General features: G+C 69.4%; 15 protein-coding genes. 5 read left to right on the top strand and 10 right to left on the bottom strand.

Annotation, left to right across the window (positions count from 1 at the left end):
• The first annotated feature begins 33 nt into the window (after positions 1-33).
• From D0D37_RS16440 to sbnA, 3 genes are read left to right on the top strand one after another with little or no spacing between them, the layout of a single operon-like run.
• The gene (locus tag D0D37_RS16440; protein WP_116201420.1) at positions 34-1047 is read left to right on the top strand and encodes a TauD/TfdA family dioxygenase; all 1014 of its coding nucleotides are present in this window, start codon (positions 34-36) and stop codon (positions 1045-1047) included.
• Positions 1044-2111, top strand: a complete 1068-nt coding sequence (gene sbnB / locus D0D37_RS16435; RefSeq protein WP_116201419.1) for a 2,3-diaminopropionate biosynthesis protein SbnB — start codon at positions 1044-1046, stop codon at positions 2109-2111. The genes D0D37_RS16440 and sbnB overlap by 4 nt, the downstream gene beginning before the upstream one ends.
• Positions 2112-2152: 41 nt before the next feature.
• Positions 2153-3133: a 2,3-diaminopropionate biosynthesis protein SbnA gene (sbnA, locus tag D0D37_RS16430; RefSeq protein ID WP_116201418.1), complete on the top strand. Its 981-nt coding sequence runs from the start codon at positions 2153-2155 to the stop codon at positions 3131-3133.
• A 123-nt stretch (positions 3134-3256) separates the two neighbouring features.
• Here the strand turns inward: sbnA and D0D37_RS16425 are convergent, their stop codons facing one another.
• The 8 genes from D0D37_RS16425 to D0D37_RS16390 all read right to left on the bottom strand — a co-directional run bounded on the left by D0D37_RS16425 (position 3257) and on the right by D0D37_RS16390 (position 9555).
• Positions 3257-4429 (bottom strand): L,D-transpeptidase, encoded by a 1173-nt coding sequence (locus D0D37_RS16425; protein ID WP_116201417.1) that lies wholly within the window; start codon positions 4427-4429, stop codon positions 3257-3259.
• A 49-nt stretch (positions 4430-4478) separates the two neighbouring features.
• A complete protein-coding gene (locus tag D0D37_RS16420) occupies positions 4479-5378 on the bottom strand; it encodes a M56 family metallopeptidase (protein ID WP_116201416.1) in 900 nt (299 codons plus the stop codon).
• Positions 5375-5722, bottom strand: coding sequence for a BlaI/MecI/CopY family transcriptional regulator (locus D0D37_RS16415; protein ID WP_208719981.1), 348 nt, complete (start codon positions 5720-5722; stop codon positions 5375-5377). The genes D0D37_RS16420 and D0D37_RS16415 overlap by 4 nt, the downstream gene beginning before the upstream one ends.
• 21 nt (positions 5723-5743) lie before the next feature.
• Positions 5744-5926, bottom strand: coding sequence for a hypothetical protein (locus tag D0D37_RS16410; protein ID WP_116201414.1), 183 nt, complete (start codon positions 5924-5926; stop codon positions 5744-5746).
• Positions 5927-6265: 339 nt separating this feature from the next.
• On the bottom strand, positions 6266-7213 hold the full coding sequence (locus tag D0D37_RS16405) for a cation diffusion facilitator family transporter (RefSeq protein WP_244223534.1): 948 nt from the start codon (positions 7211-7213) through the stop codon (positions 6266-6268).
• A complete protein-coding gene (locus D0D37_RS16400; protein ID WP_341867986.1) occupies positions 7210-7986 on the bottom strand; it encodes a M23 family metallopeptidase in 777 nt (258 codons plus the stop codon). The genes D0D37_RS16405 and D0D37_RS16400 overlap by 4 nt, the downstream gene beginning before the upstream one ends.
• 61 nt (positions 7987-8047) lie before the next feature.
• A complete protein-coding gene (locus tag D0D37_RS16395) occupies positions 8048-8788 on the bottom strand; it encodes an SDR family NAD(P)-dependent oxidoreductase (protein WP_116201412.1) in 741 nt (246 codons plus the stop codon).
• 26 nt (positions 8789-8814) lie between these two features.
• Complete coding sequence (locus D0D37_RS16390) at positions 8815-9555, bottom strand: SDR family NAD(P)-dependent oxidoreductase (RefSeq protein WP_116201411.1); 741 nt, start codon at positions 9553-9555, stop codon at positions 8815-8817.
• Between the two features lie 78 nt (positions 9556-9633).
• On the opposite strand from D0D37_RS16390, the gene D0D37_RS16385 reads away from it, so the two are divergent.
• On the top strand, positions 9634-10452 hold the full coding sequence (locus tag D0D37_RS16385) for a helix-turn-helix transcriptional regulator (protein ID WP_116201410.1): 819 nt from the start codon (positions 9634-9636) through the stop codon (positions 10450-10452).
• A gap of 10 nt (positions 10453-10462) precedes the next feature.
• On the opposite strand, the gene D0D37_RS16380 is transcribed toward D0D37_RS16385, so the two are convergent.
• Both D0D37_RS16380 and D0D37_RS16375 read right to left on the bottom strand, forming a co-directional pair.
• Entirely contained in the window at positions 10463-11185 is a 723-nt protein-coding gene (locus D0D37_RS16380) for an SGNH/GDSL hydrolase family protein (protein WP_116201409.1), read from the bottom strand.
• An 831-nt stretch (positions 11186-12016) separates the two neighbouring features.
• Positions 12017-12694: a LysM peptidoglycan-binding domain-containing protein gene (locus D0D37_RS16375; protein WP_116201408.1), complete on the bottom strand. Its 678-nt coding sequence runs from the start codon at positions 12692-12694 to the stop codon at positions 12017-12019.
• 1415 nt (positions 12695-14109) lie between these two features.
• On the opposite strand from D0D37_RS16375, the gene D0D37_RS16370 reads away from it, so the two are divergent.
• Complete coding sequence (locus tag D0D37_RS16370) at positions 14110-15474, top strand: aspartate aminotransferase family protein (RefSeq protein WP_116201407.1); 1365 nt, start codon at positions 14110-14112, stop codon at positions 15472-15474.
• Positions 15475-15652 lie beyond the last annotated feature (178 nt).

Genomic DNA, 15652 nt, shown 5'->3' with positions numbered 1-15652 from the left:
CTCGTGAACCGCGGAAATCGAAGGGATTCCACGATGTCGTTGTCCAAGTTCCTGCCCAAGACTTCCCCGCCCGAGCCGGATTTCTGTCCCGGGCTGCCCGCGGTGCTGCGGGCCGAGGCAGGCGGCGACCCGGCCGGCTGGGCGAGCACGCACCGGGAGACGGTGCGAAGACTCGTCGCCGAATACGGCGCGGTGCTCGTCCGCGGTCTCGGGCTCGCCGAACAGACCGCGGTCGCGGCCGTGTTCGGGAGACTGACCGACCTGCTGACGACCGAGCGGGAGGCCTTCGCGCCGCGCGCGGCCTACCCCGGCGGGGTGTACTCCTCGACGGAATGGCCGCCGAACCAGCCGATGTGCATGCACCACGAACTGAGCTACACGCTGGAATTCCCCGGGCTGATGCTGTTCGCCTGCGTCAGCCCGCCGTCGTCGGGCGGGGTCACCGGCGTCAGCGACTCCACCGCCGTGCTGGCCTCGCTTCCCGCCGACCTGCGTGCGCGGTTCGAACGCGACGGCTGGCTGCTCACCCGCAGCTTCAACGACGAGATCGGGGCCTCGGTCGCCGAAGCGTTCGGCACCGAGGACCGCTCCGCGATCGAGAACTACTGCCGCGCCAACCGGATCGAGTTCGACTGGCAGCCCGACGGCGGCCTGCGCACCCGGCAGCGCCGCGACGCGATCGTCGGGCATCCGGTCACCGGCCAGCGCTGCTGGTTCAACCAGATCGCCTTCCTCAACGAGTGGACGATGGCCCCCGAGGTGCACGAGTACCTGGTCGACGTCTACGGGGCGGACGGGCTGCCGTTCAACACCCGTTTCGGGAACGGGGACCCGATCGGCGAGGACATCGTGCAGCTGCTCAACGAGGTGTACGAGGAACACACCGTCCGCGAACCGTGGCAGGCGGGCGACCTGCTGCTGGTCGACAACGTCCGCACCGCGCACAGCCGGGACGCGTACGAGGGCCCGCGCGAGGTGCTCGTCGGGCTCGCCGACCCGGTCCGCCTTTCCGACTGCACGCTCGCTTCCGAGGGGAAAACCCAGTGACCACGCAATCCTTCACCGCCGAATCCGCGTCCGCGGGGCCGGTCGCCGTGCCGCCGTTCGCGGTGATCTCCGGCGCCCAGGTCCAGCAGGCGCTGGCCGGGCGCGAACGGGAGGTCCTCGACCTCGTCGAGGCCGCCTACCGGGTGCACGGCTCCGGCGATTCGGTCAACCCGCCCTCCTATTTCCTGCGCTTCCCCGACCGCCCGGCCGACCGGATCATCGCTCTTCCCGCCTCGCTCGGCGGGGAGACGAACGTCGCGGGCCTGAAGTGGATTTCCAGCTTCCCGGGCAACGTCGCAGCCGGGATCCCGAGGGCGTCGGCGGTGCTCATCCTGAACGACCTCGCGACCGGCTATCCGTTCGCCTGCTTGGAAAGCTCCATCATCAGCGCGACCAGGACGGCCGCCTCCGCCGCGCTGGCCGCGGACCGGCTCAGCCGGACCCGGCAGCGTCCCCGGCGCGTCGGGTTCTTCGGGGTCGGCCTGATCGCCCGCTACATCCACACCTTCCTCGCCGGGACCGGCTGGGAGTTCGACGAGATCAACGTGCACGACCTGCACCCCGACAGCGCCGCCGGGTTCCGCGGCTACCTGGAGCAGTCCGGGTTCGCCGGCGACATCAGCGTGCACGAGACCGCCGAAGGGCTGATCCGCGACAGCGATCTGGTCGTCTTCGCGACCATCGCGGGCGAACCGCACGTGCACGATCCGTCGTGGTTCTCGCACAACCCCTTGGTACTGCACGTTTCCTTGCGCGATCTCGCCCCGGAGGTCCTGCTGGCGTCGGCGAACATCGTCGACGACGTCGACCACTGCCTCAAGGCGAACACCTCGCCGCATCTGGTCGAACAGCGCACCGGCAGCCGGGATTTCCTGCTCGGCACCCTGGACGACGTGCTGTCCGGCCGGGTCAGCCCGCCCGCCGACCAGCCGCTGATCTTCTCCCCGTTCGGGCTCGGCGTCCTCGACCTCGCGGTCGGGGCCTTCGTCCACGAGAGAGTGTCCGACGCCGGCGGACTGCACGTCATCGAGGACTTCTTCCACGAACTGCGCCGGTATGGCTGAGCACCGTCCGCCACTGAGCTTTGCCTGACGAGGAGAAAACTGTGCGAGTCATCACCGTTCCCGAATCCTTCAACGAGGAGTCGCTGTACGTCGACCTCCGCTGGAGTTTCGGCTATTCGCTCTACCTCAAATGCGAGGGCTTCAACTTCGCCGGCTCCATCAAGCTGAAGGCCGCGACCGAGATGGTCGACGCGGCCGAACGCGACGGCCTGCTGCGGCCGGGCTCGATCATCGTCGAGTCGTCCTCCGGCAACCTGGGCGTCGCGCTGAGCATGATCGCGGCCAGCCGGGGGTACAAATTCCTGTGCGTCACCGATTCGCGTTGCAACCTCGCGACGCGCCGCGCCATCGAGGCGCTGGGCAACGAGGTGCACATCATCACCGAGCCCGCCCCCGACGGCGGTTTCCTGGGGGCGCGCATCGACCACGTGCGCATGCTGGTCGCGTCCGACGAGCGCTACGTGTGGCTCAACCAGTACACCAACCCGGACAACTGGGGAGCGCACTTCCACCGGACCGGCCCGGAGATCGCCGCCGCGTTCCCGAATCTCGACGTGCTGTTCGTCGGCGCGGGCACCACGGGCACGCTGATGGGCTGCGCGCGGTTCTTCCGGCAGTGGCACCGGCCGGTGCGGATCGTCGCGATCGACAGCGTCGGCTCGGTGACCTTCGGCGGCCCGGCGGGCAGGCGGATGCTGCCGGGACTGGGCACCAGCGTGCGCCCGGCGATCCTCGACGAGTCCTATGTGGACGACGTGGTCCTGGTCGAGGAGCCGGATTCGGTCCGGGCTTGCCACCGGCTGGCGCGCAACGGATTCCTGTTCGGCGGCTCGACCGGAACGGTGGTCAGCGGGGCCACCGGCTGGCTGTCCGAGCACGACGCGCACCACCTGACCGCGGTGGCCGTCGCCCCGGACCTCGGCGAGCGCTACCTCGACACGATCTACCAGACCAACTGGCTGCAGGGCATCTACGGAGAGGACGTGCTTTCGCCTTCGCCGCAGCCCCGCCAGTCCGTCTGATCCGCGGGAGCCGGGTCGCCGTCCGTGAGGGGAACCTTCACAGACGCTGATTCCCGCGGGGTTCCCCTCACGGACCTGAGGCGGCGCATCGGCATCCCCCGATGCGCCGCTTTCCCGCCGGGATCAGACCTTCTTCTGCCATTCCTCCCAGCTGAACCGCCAGTCGGTCCAGCCGTCGCCGGGTTTGAGGTCGGCTCCGGTGTCGGACACCGTCACGACGTCCCCGCGATGGGAGTTCTCGTAGAACCACTTCGCGTTCTCGACGCTGACGTTGAGGCAGCCGTGCGAGGTGTTGGAGCGGCCTTGCTGCCGGACCGACCACGGCGCGGAGTGCAGGAACTGACCGGAGTTGGTGAGCCGCAACGCGTACTTGACCGTGGTGCGGTAGCCGCCCGGCGCGTCGGTGGGCACGCCGTACGTACTGGAGTCCATTGTGTACGGAGACTGCACGGTCATGATCAGCATCGTGCCCGAGACGCTGCGCGCCGACGGCTTGCCGAGACTGACCGGAGAGGTCAGGACGAGCTGGCCGTCCTTGTACGTCCGCATCTGCTTTTCGTTGTCCGACACCTTCGAGATGATCGACGGGCCGGTCTTGAAGGAGATCTTGCGGTCGGCCTTGCCGAACACCCCGTTGCCGAGCGCGCGGCCGGCGATCTTGATGTCGAGGGTGATCGTGGAGTACGCGGGCCAGTATTCCTTGGTGCGGTAGTGCACCTCGTCGTCGCCGAACCAGCGCCACGCTCCGGTGGCGGGCTTGTCGGAGGTGACGGTGAGCATCTTTTCCGCGGCGGCCTTGTCCGCGACCGGCGCGGAGAACTTGATCGTGATCGGCATGCCGACGCCGGTGGTCTCGCCGTCGAGCGGGATCACCGACGGGTACGCCTGCGCCTTGGCGGTCGCGGTGGTGAAGGTGCTGGTGCGGGTCACCGGATTGCCGTCCGCGCCGACGGAACGCGCGGTCAGCGTGTACTTCGTGCCGTATTCGAGGGGCTTGCTGGTGTTCCAGCGCTGCTTCGCCTGGTCCAGCTCGCCGGAAATCGCGGTCCCATCCGCGGCCGCGAGGGTGACCTCGCTGAGCGTAGAACCTCCGGCTGCCACGGTGACGGGTTCACCGGGCGCGACGTCGTTCGAGCCGTCCTTGGGCCCGAGGTCAAGGGTCGCGGGCACCGGCGCGGCGCTGCTCTTCTTGTCGCCGCCGGCGGCGGGACCGGGATCCGGTGCGGCCGTGCACCCCGCCGCCAGCACCAGCCCGGCGAGGATACCCGCGATGATCTGCGTTTTTCGGCCCAGCACCTGATCCGCCCCCGTTCACGATTACTAACGGACATAGTAGTCATAGCGGTCAGGCGTGGAGCAGGGCGGGAGTCGCCGTCCAAGCTCCGGCGACGATCAGGGTCGCGGCCATGCTCACCGGGAGTAACGCTGCCGTTGCGAGGGCGAGAATGCCGGTCATCGCGTTGCCGTGACTGCGGGCGAGGTGTTCCAGCCTCAGCGCGGTCGCCGCCGAACGCACCGGATGCATCCGATCCAACGCCGCGCTGACGATCGCCGGTCCATGCCGACGCCCAGCCGCGGCGTCCGCACTCAACTCCACCGCCGCAGCAACGAATTCCGGCGACTGCCGGGCTAGCGGAACGAACGGCAGTGCTGCCGAGACCGCATGCGCGAGCCCGACGAGCCGATGGTGCCGTCCGCGCAGATGGGACCGTTCGTGGTCGACCACCGCGGCGAGTTCCGGCTCGGAGAGATCCTTCGCGAGCCCTTCGGAAAGCACGACCAGGTCAGGCTTTCCGGCGATGCTGTAGGCGAGTTTCTCTTCCAACGGCAGCCACCAGACGCCCGCCCTTGCCCGGCACACCATCGACAGTTCCGCGAAATGCCGGTCGTGCAAGCGAAGCTGGTGCCGGTGCAGGCGGATTGATGCCAGCGCGAACGCTCCTGCCGCTGTGACCGCGAGCAGCGCGCCGGATACGCCGACCACCTCGTCCAGGTGCAGCACTTCGTGGTGTCGCAAGGTGTCGAGACGCAGCCACGCAACCAACCGCCGCGCCACCTCGTGGCCCGGCCCAAACGCGGCCGCCACCGCACCCGATCCGGCGACGATCATGCTTCCCAGCAATAGGATCCACGCGACAAACCGCAGCGGCGCGGGCATCCTGGCTCGCAACACCCGGCGCAGCAGTGCCGGTCCGCAGACACCCACCACCGCCGCAGTCACGACGAGCGCCGCGGAGACGATCACGAGCGCTTCCGCAGCCCGCGCCGCAACGCCTCCCGCTCCCCCTCGGACGCCGACCGCGCGAAATGCAGCAGCACCCCTTCGGGATCGCCGACGTCGGCGAGCAGATTCCGCATCGCGCGTGCCGCGGCCTCCTCGCGTGAGAGGGTCGGCGTGTAGCAGTAGGCACGGCTGCGCTTTTCGCGTTCGACCCAGCCCTTGCTGTGCAAGTGATCGAGCACGGTGAGGACCGTTGTGTAGGCCAGCTCCCGGTTCAGCTCCTCCAGCACTTCGCGGACCGTGCGCGCTTCGCCCGCGCGCCACAAGACGTCCATCGCCGCCGATTCCAGCTCGCCGAGTCCCTGCACGCCACGCATCCTAGGGCTCGCCTATCCGGCTTCGTCGGCGGTTGTTTCGCCGCTCTCCGCCTCGGTCTCCGGCGGCGGACGACGACGGGCCGGGTCGCGGGCCTGCGCGATGCCGATCGCGGTCAGCAGGATCGCGAGCACCACGAGAATGGCCAGGAGCGTCCAGCCACCTGCGGCCGAAGCGGCGGCCAAGTCGGATCGCATGCAGTCCCTTTCTTTCCGCGGGTTCAGCGCTCGCAGTGCTCATCCGGCGCTCGTCGGCGTGTTCGGCCTGCAGCGCCACTCCACACCGGATCGCATGCGGTCCTTCCCTTCGCGCAGTCAACTCCGCCCGGCGAAGCGGCAGATCGGCCCCTGCGGACGCCGCAGGTTTCGGCCCGGCCCCCTCGGCGCGACCCCAACCAAGCCGGATCGCCTCCACCTCCGCCCCTTCGCGCAGTCAACCGGCAAATCGGCCCCTGCGGACACCGCAGCCTTCGGCCCAGCCCCCTCGGCATGACCCCAGCCAAGCCGGATCACATCCAGCTCCGCCCCTTCGCGCAGTCAACTCCGCCCAGTGAACCGGTAAGTCGGCCCGTGCGACCGTTCGCAATGCTCGATCCGGTCCTCGTCGACGTGGTCCACCTGCAGCGTCGTGTGATCGAGCCGGTGCCGGGACCGCATGATCTCCTCGATCCCCGCGCGCACCGCGTGGCAATCCGCCGCGGGCCGCACGAGCACGTGCGCAGACAGCGCAGGCTCGCCCGAGGTGATCTGCCAGATGTGCAGGTCGTGCACCTGCACCACGTCCGGCACCGACGCCACCTGCTCGCCCACCGCCTCCGGATCGATTCCCGCAGGCGCCGCCTCCAGGAAGATCCGGCCGGACTCGCGGACCAGCCCCCAGCCCGCCTTCGCCATCAACGCGGCGGCGGCCAGCGCGGCGATCGCGTCGGCGCGGGCGAAGCCGGTCCACCACACGATCGCGCCGGCCACCGCGGTCGCGATGAACGCGTAGAGGTCGTTGAGGATGTGCTGGAACGCGCCCTCGACGTTCAGGCTCGACCGGTTCGCCCGGCTGATGCACCAGCTCGCCGCGACGTTCACGACGATCCCCACCAGCGCCGTCACCAGCACGAGCGCGCCCTGCACCTGCGGCGGATCGATCAGCCGGGTCACCGCCTCGTAGAGGAACCACGCGGTCAGCAGCAGCAAGGTGATCCCGTTGGCCTGCGCGGACAGGATCTCCGCGCGTTTGAGCCCGTAGGTGAACCCACCCTTCGCCGGACGCGCGGCCAGCCGGATCGCGACGAGCGCGAGCACGATCGACGCGGCGTCGGTCAGCATGTGGCCCGCGTCGGTGATCAGCGCGAGCGACCCGGCGATCAGGCCGACGACCAGCTCGACGGCCATGAACCCGACGATCAGCACCAGCGCCCGCACCAGCCACTTGCGGTCCGCGCCCGCCGACACCCCGTGTCCGTGGCCGTGCCCCGTGTTGTGCTCGCTCACCCCGCACCGTCCCTGACATATAGTGAAACGTGCATACATTGTCGCGCACGCTCCGGCGGACGTCCACCGAGGGTCACCCGCCCGGCTCGATCCGCACGCCGAGCCCCCGCAGCCAGCGCAGCGGATCGGTCTTGCGCTCCCCCTCCGTCCACACTTCGAAGTGCAGATGCGGCCCGGTCGACCGCCCCCGGTTGGCCCACCTCGGCGATCACCTGCCCGGCCACCACCCGCTGCCCGGCGGTGACCGAGTAGCGATTGAGATGGCCGTACACCGTGACGGTCCCGTCCTCGTGCCGGACGCGCACCCACAACCCGAAGCCGCTCGCCGGACCGGCCTCGATGACCGTCCCGGCGAGCGGCGTCCGGACCGGAGTGCCGATGGCGTTCGCGACGTCCAGGCCGTAGTGGGTCGTTCCCCACCGCGAGCCGTAGTTCGAGGTGATCGTACCGGTCACCGGCGCGTAGGCACGGGGTTTTTCGGCTTCCTGACGGGCTTTCTCTCGCGCTTGTTCGTCACGCTCAAGCCGGTCGTCGCGGACTTTGACCGCGGACTTCAGCACCGCGAGTTCCCTCTCCGGCGGACGCGCGACCGTCGGCAGCACCTCATGCCCGGTACCCGTCGGAGGCTCGTTCGCCCGCTCCGCCGGAGCAGCCCGCGCCGCGGCCGCGAACGCCGCCCCGCCCGCGAACCCGGCCAGGACGAGCCCCGCGCCCAACCCGCCGCGAGCACCAGCGGAAACCCGGCTCGAACGCCGCCTGCGGGCACCCGCCATGGTGTTCCTCTCGCCGAACCTCGGGACCAAGTACTACGCCGTATAGTAGATGAGGCCGGTGTCAGTACGCGGTGAGCCCGCCGTCCACGACCAGTTCGGTGCCGGTGACGAATGAGGATTCGTCGCTGGCCAGGAAAAGCATCGCGTGCGCGATCTCGGCGGGGCTGCCCGCGCGGCGCATCGGCGTGCGGACGATGTCGGGCTGCTGGTCGCCCTGGTCGTCGAGCAGGTCCTGAATCATCGGCGTGGCGATGACGCCCGGATGCACCGAATTGACCCGGACCCCGCGAGTCGCGTACTCGACGGCGGCCGTCTTGGTCAGCAACCGCACCGCGCCTTTGGACGCCTGGTACGCGGCAGCCGCACCGCTGCCCACCAGGCCCAGCACCGAGGAAGTGTTCACGACCGATCCGTTGCCGGAGGCGCGCAGCAGCGGCATCGCGGTCTTCATCCCGAGCCAGGTTCCGGTCTGGTTGACCGCGATCACCCGATCCCAGCTCTCCGGCGCGGTGTCCTCGATGCCCGGCCAGTCCACGATCCCCGCGATGTTGACCAGGACATCAAGACGGCCGAAGCGCTGCCGGGTCCGTTCGACGGTTTCGCGCCAGTTTTCCGGCGAGGAGACGTCCAGCCGGTCGGCCAGCACGTCGGTCTCCAGTCGCGCCGCGAGCTTCTCCACGGCCTCCCGGTCGACGTCGGTGACGACCAGGCTGGCTCCCTCGCGGGCGAACAATTCCGCCGTGGCCTGTCCGATTCCGCCGGTCGCTCCGGTGAGCAACGCGACCTTGCCGCTGAGTCGCATGGGATATTCCTTTCTGCGTAAAGAAATCAGGCCGCGGTGTAGCCGCCGTCGGCGGCGACGACCGCACCGGTGACGAACGCGGACCGCGGAGAAGCCAGAAAGCCGATCACCTCAGCGATCTCTTCGGGCTGCGCGACCCGGCCGAGCGGATGGGCGTCGCCGAAGGACCGCAGGTAGGCCCGGCTGTCGGCGCGGAAAGTGTCGAGCAGATCGGTCTCGATCACGCCCGGAGCGACGACATTCGCGCGAATTCCGTGCGGACCGCCTTCCAGCGCGAGCACCTTCGTCAATTGCGCCAGCGCTCCTTTGGACGCGCTGTACGCCGCCGCTTCGACCAGCCCGACCGTGCTGGCGAACGAGCCGACCGTGACGATCGCTCCCCCGCCGTTGTCGCGCATCACCCGAAACGCCTCTCGCGCGTGCAAAAACGCACCGCGAGCGTTGACGGACATCACCTCGTCCCAGTCCGCCGCGGTCGTCTCGGTGACCGGCTTGTTCACCGAACGACCGGCGTTGGCGACCAGGATGTCGAGCCCGCCGAACCGCTCGAGCGCCGCAGCCGCCGACCGCACCGCGACGTCCTCTTCGGACACGTCGCCGACCAGCGCGGCCACGCCGTTCTCGTCGGCCAACTGCTCCACCTCGGACCGGATGTCCGTGGCCAGCACTCGTGCCCCGCGGGCGTGCAGCCAGGCGACCGTCGCCGCACCGACCCCGCGCGCGGCACCCGTGACCAGCGCGACCTTTCCTGCCAGTTCTTTCGTCATGCCGACCAGTCTCAGCGGCTGCGGGTCTCGTTGACAGGACGTGCCACACCCACCCAGCCGCCGCCTACCCTGATCCGCATGGGCAGTACGGAACTGGGCGACTTCCTGCGGGCACGCCGCGCACAACGCTCCCCGGAGGACGCCGACGTGCGCTACTCCGGCCGGCGGAAGGTCAAAGGACTGCGCCGCGAGGAAGTCGCCGTGCTCGCCGGAGTGAACGTCGACTATTACGCACGCTTGGAACAGGGCCGCGAAACCCGCCCGTCCTCGCAGATGCTCGACGCCCTCAGCCGCGCACTGGACCTGGACCCCGACGCCCGCGAACACCTGTACCGCCTCGCCGGCGCCGCCCCGCCCGACGTGATGTCCCCCACGCCCCAGACCGTGAGCCCCGAACTGCGGCAGCTCATGGACAGCCACCCGCACGCGCCCGCGTTCGTGCTCAACCGCGTCCTGGACATCCTGGCCGCCAACACCCTCGCCGACGCACTGTTCTCCCCGTTCAGCACCGCCGACAACCTGGCTCGAATGACCTTCCTAGACCCGGCGGGGCGGCAGTTCTACGCTCGCTGGGACTGGACTGCCCAGGCCACTGTGGCGAATCTGCGCGCAGCCGCCGCCTCGTCCGAACCCGGCCTGCCGCAACTGGTAGCGGAACTCAGCGAGGGCAGCGAGCAGTTCCGGGCGCTGTGGGAAACCCATCAGGTCCGCGGGAAAACCCGAGAGCCCAAACATCTCGTGCATCCGGCAGTCGGGCCGCTGACGCTGACCTATCAGGCGTTCGACGTGCGCAGCGCGCCTGGGCAGCAGCTGATCGTCTATCAGGCCGAGCCGGGGAGTGCCAGTGCTGACGCGCTGTCGTTGTTGCGGAGTGTTCCGTTGCGGGTGCGCCGATAGCCGGACATCATCACCGGGAAAGCCGCGCGACGAGCACGTCCAGGTGCGGCCGGAAAGCCGAGAACCAGATCTGGTAGCCGAGCGAGTTCACGTGCGTGAAGTCGGCGGCGAACACGTCGAACCGGCGGGCGGTGCGGAACGCGCGGGCGAAATCCGCGTGCGCGACCTTCGCCCCGTCCGCGACCTCGGCGAGCGCTTGTTGATACGGCTTGCTTCCCCGCTGCAATGGCACGTCGGACAGAATCGTCCGGTCCGCCGGAACGCGCTCGACGAGTTCGCGCACGTTCGCCCGGAATTGGCCGAGCGGCACGCGGGCGATGGCATCCGCGGAACCCGCCACGACGATCACCGCGTCGGCATTGGCCAGATCGGCCCGATGCAACTGTTCCAGGACGGTGGCGACCCGGCCGCCGCCGGTCGAGAAGTTCGTCAGGTGCACCGGCCGTCCGGTGCGCTCGGCGAGGTATTCCCCGATCCGGGCGACCAGGCATTCCGCCGGCCGTCGCGCACCGATGCCCATGGCTGCCGAATCGCCGAACGCGACCACTCGCAACGCGTTGGGTGCCAATGGCTCTGCGGCGCGGGCGGCCCAGTATCGCGGATACGTTCCGGTCTGCCGCCACAGCGCCAGCAACCTGACGATCTCGGCGAAGACCAGCGCACCGACGGCTGCTCCAGCGAGCCTACGGCGACGGCGACTCGCCTGATTACCTTCAGGTGAGGTCGGCTTCATCACTGCGCAATTCCCGCGAACGCGCCGCGCTGCCGCGGGATTTCTTCGCGGTATTCCATCGAACCGCCCCCATTCGCACGCGGCCGAGCACAACGACGGCGGCGAACAGACTTCGCCGCGTCACCGTCGGTTCCCAGCGCGTTTTCGACTCTACTCGCGAAACGCACCGGCTAGACAGCCAGCGAACTTGCGCTCGAATCTCCGCCTGCTCGCTATGGGTAGCCCGCGTGCAGGGCTAGCGTTCTCGGTCCTCAAGGCTAGCGGGCGGCACGGACTTGCCTGCACTTCCGCGAAACAGTCCGCGTCAGCGCTCTCGCCCTCATGGCAAAGCGCGCGGCACAAACCTGTCTCACTCACGCGAAACAGTCTGCCTCCGCGTCCTCCGCCCTCGCAGGAGGCGCGCGGCTCAACCCTGCCCGCGCTCCCGCGAAACAGTGATCCACCCTCACGGCAAAGGTGCGCAGCGCAAACCTGCCGCACTCGCGCGAAGCGGTCTGCGTCATTGCTCTCGTCCGCACGGCAAGACGTGCGGCGCAAACGAGCCCGCACCCGTGCGAAACACTCCGCCTCAGCGGTCTTCGGCGCGCGGCGCAAACGGGCTCGCACTCAGGCGAAACACTCCGCGCCAATGCTCTCGCCCTCGCGGCAAGGCGTGCGGCGCAAACGGGCCCGTGTTCCCACAAAGCAGGCCCGTCCGCTCCGCACGCCGGCCGCCGGGGCGCGCGTGCGGTGCCCGAGCGCACTTTCGCGCGCGCGTGCACCGGCGGCCGCCGGCAGGGGCGCGTCGCCCGGGGGAAAGCGACGCGGCCCCGGCCGGGGCCTCAGCGAGGGTTACTTCGTGACGATCTTCTGGCCGACCAGGATCAGGTTAGCGTCCGGGATGAACTTCTGGTTCAGCTGCTGCAGGTGCTGCCAGCCGCCGTCCACGTTGAGGTTCTTCGCGATGCCGGACAGGGTGTCGCCGGCGGCGACGGTGTAGCTGCCGTCCGGGTTCGAGGTCGGCGCGGCGTGCTTCGGCGCGGACTTGACCTTCGTCTCGGCCTTGACCTCGACCTTCGGCTTCGCAGCCGCCGCCTCGACCTCGGCGGAGCCGCCGGAGGTGTCGCCGCCGAAGTCCGCGTAGCTGCCCGGGCCGGAGCCGCCGCGGCACTGCCACGGGGCCGAGCCCTGCTTCGCGTAGATCCGGTCCGCGACGGTCTGCTGCTGCGCGGGGGTGGCCTTGTCGGCCGTCGGGGCGAACTGGCCGCCGCCGTTCGCGAGCCAGGTCTTCGTGACGATCTGGAACAGGCCGGCGGGGCGGCCCGCGCGCTGGCCGGCCGCGGTGTTGTTGACCGCGGTCGGGTTGCCGCTGCTCTCGCACTTGACGATGCCGGCCTGCCCCGGGAAGGCGTTGGCCGTGCCCGCCCCGGCGAGGCCGATGCCGCCGAGGGTGGCGCCCGCGAGAGCCGCGGTCGCGCCGGTGCGCTGGAGGACTGTCTTCGTCTTGCTGGGTTTGCTGTGCCGTCCCACGGGGGGTCCTTCGCTGTCTCACCGCGCAGCCGTCCTCGTGCCTTGACCAGGCAGCGAGCAGCGACGGTTCGCGGCGGCTTCGGGTCGCTGATCCTCGGGGTAGATCGCAGGTCACCGCAAAAGCTCGAGAAGATTACGAAACGGAAACAGCAGGTGTACAGAGGCAGTGGGATCGGCCACAGATCGCCTCGGGGCGTAGCAGTCAGGCGACGGTGCGTCATGTCCACCGCACACTACCTAGTTAATCAATCACCGCTCAACGGCAACATTCTTGCCGCTACACCACCACATAAATCCCTCGAATCAGCCTCGTTGGCAAATTTCGAACCATCAGACCAGTTAGACTCTTAACTACTATCCCGGCGTTACGTTCAGGATGAACGCCGCTTTGCCGACCGCGTTCACTCCGCGCTACGACACCCGGCCGGGCGGCGCGCGCCCCGCCGGACCAGGCCCGCCTCCCCCGGACGCGCACTCGACTGCCCTCCGCCATGGTCTAAACCAGTCGAACGGCGGTCTGGACCACTGGCCTGGTCTGCACCACCTCACCGGCAGTCCCACCCGCACCACCGCCGAAACCGCAGTCCGACACCCGTCCTCCGCGGAAAACAGCACCCGCAACCGGACGCGGATGGTTAAACCGCCGAAACAACCCGGCGACCTCGACAATTCTCCCAGCCGACATATCCCCGAACGCCTTCGGCAACCCTCCCGAAAACATCCCGCCATGCGGTCCGCCTCCCCCGATTCACACGCCGGAAACGGAGCGTGAATATTCACGTTTCGTTTCACGGGTCCGCGAACACCGTTGCCGTTTCAGTCGTTCAGCCCAGTACAGCGAACTCCGCGAAATCGCCGCCTTCACTCGCCTGGCGCATTGCCTTGCCTAATCTTGGCCGATTCTTTTCTTTCCGGAGCCGGACGCGGCGCGCCCGCCGCCGACGCGCCGGTGCGGCACAACCGGCTGCGCTACGCTGTGCCCCGCGGTATTCCAGTGAGGTCAACCGAGGGAGGGCTGCGCCCGGCGCGGCCCTCCCTCGGTCTGCCCGCGAAAAACCGTTTCCTTCCTCGCCGGCCGTTTTTCGGCGGCCCGCGAATCCCTGCGAAAAGGAGGAGGAGTGCATGACGGACGCGCCGCGCGACGTCGACAGCTCACATCCGAGGGCCGGACCCGAGTCGATCCGTCCCGGGGAAGGCAGCACAATACCGCGGCGCCCGAGAGAACGGCTGCTCCGTTTATTCGCGGAGAAGCTCCCCCGGCACTTCTCCGCGAACACCGGGCAAGAACAGGCCGCCCCGAACACATTTGCCCATTGCGGACCCAGAAATAACGGACCGAACGCTGCGCGCCGGAGCGGTCATCCCGCGGCCAGGCTGGGCCGTGCCACCACCACTGTCAGGGGAGAACAGGCAAGATGACCATCCTCGAGCACCCCTCGCCGCTCACCGGACCCGCCGTCTACTGCGATCTGCCCGGTCCGCGCTCGGCCGAGTACCTCGCCCGGCAGGACCGCCGCGAGCCGGTCCCCCGCGGCGGCCCGCGGCGGCTGCCGATCGCGATCACCGAGGGTTCGGGCAGCTTCGTGCGCGACGCCGACGGCAACGTCTTCATCGACTTCCTCGCCGGCGCGGGCGTGCTCTCCCTCGGGCACAACCATCCCGAACTGGTCGCGGCCATGACCGCGCAGCTGAGCAAGCTGACCCACGCGCTCGACTTCGCGAGCCCGGTCAAGGACGAGTTCTCCGAGGCCCAGCTCGCGATGCTGCCCGAGGCCCTGCGCTCGCGGATGAAACTGCACTTCTGCGGGCCGGCCGGGACCAACGCGGTCGAAGCCGCGCTGAAGCTGTGCAAGACCGCGACCGGACGCGGCGGCGTCGTGTCGTTCCAGGGCCGGTTCCACGGCAGCGCGCACGCCGCGCTGGGCCTGACCGGGCTGGCCGGCCAGCGGCGGTCGGTCGCGAATCCGCTGCCCGGCGCGCAGTACCTCCCGTACTCCTCGTGCCCGGCCGGGCACGAGCCGGCCGCCTGCGCCGCGGACTGCCCGGACCAGCTCGAACACTCCCTGCACGATGCCGACGGCGGACTCCCGCTGCCCGCGGCGGTGGTGCTCGAACTGGTGCAGGGCGAGGGCGGCGTGGTCCCCGCGCGGGCGGACTTCGTGCACCGGGTGCGCGAGCTGACCCGCGAACTGGGCATCCCGCTGATCGTCGACGAACTGCAGACCGGCTGCGGACGGACCGGCACCTGGTTCGCCTTCGAGCGCTACGGGATCGAACCCGACGTGATCGTCGCGTCGAAAGCGCTCAGCGGAATCGGCTCGCCGGTCTCGCTGATCATCTACGACGAGCGCCTCGACAACTGGGCTCCCCGCACGCACACCGGCGCGTACCGCGGCAATCAGCTCGCGTTCGCCGCGGGCGCGCGGGCGATCGAGGTCGTCAACCGCGACAGCGTGCTGGACAACGTCGTCGAGCGGGGAGACCAATTCGAAGAACTGCTCTCCCCGCTGGCCAGCCATCCGTGGGTGACGGACGTGCGCGGCGCCGGGCTGATGTGGGGCATCGAACTCGCCGACCCGCGCACCGGAGCGCCGGCCTCGGAACTCGCGCTCGCCGTGCAGAATCACGCGTTGCGCCGCGGGCTCATCGTCGAACTGGGCGGACGCGGCGACAGCGTGGTGCGGTTGCTGCCGGCGCTCAACGTCACCGCGGAAGTCGTGCGCACGGCCGCCGGGATCCTGCTGGCCGCGCTCGACACCGCGACCCGGGAGGCTCGCTGACCGCCGAATGACCGTGCCTGCGCCACCGCCTCGGTTCTGGCAGTGGCGCAGGCGCGGTCAGCTCTACTGTCAGTACGGATTTCGGGCGGACGGCGGCCAAAGTCGTGTTCTGAGTAGGTTTTCGATCACCGAACCGATTGGTCCGGCCGCAATTCCGCTTCCCCCGCGCTCTCCCATT

Origin of the sequence: Amycolatopsis circi (assembly GCF_003385235.1) — a bacterium.
Lineage (GTDB): Bacteria > Actinomycetota > Actinomycetes > Mycobacteriales > Pseudonocardiaceae > Amycolatopsis > Amycolatopsis circi.
Note: the sequence above shows the minus strand (reverse complement) of the source record. Positions and strands in the feature narration are given on the sequence as shown.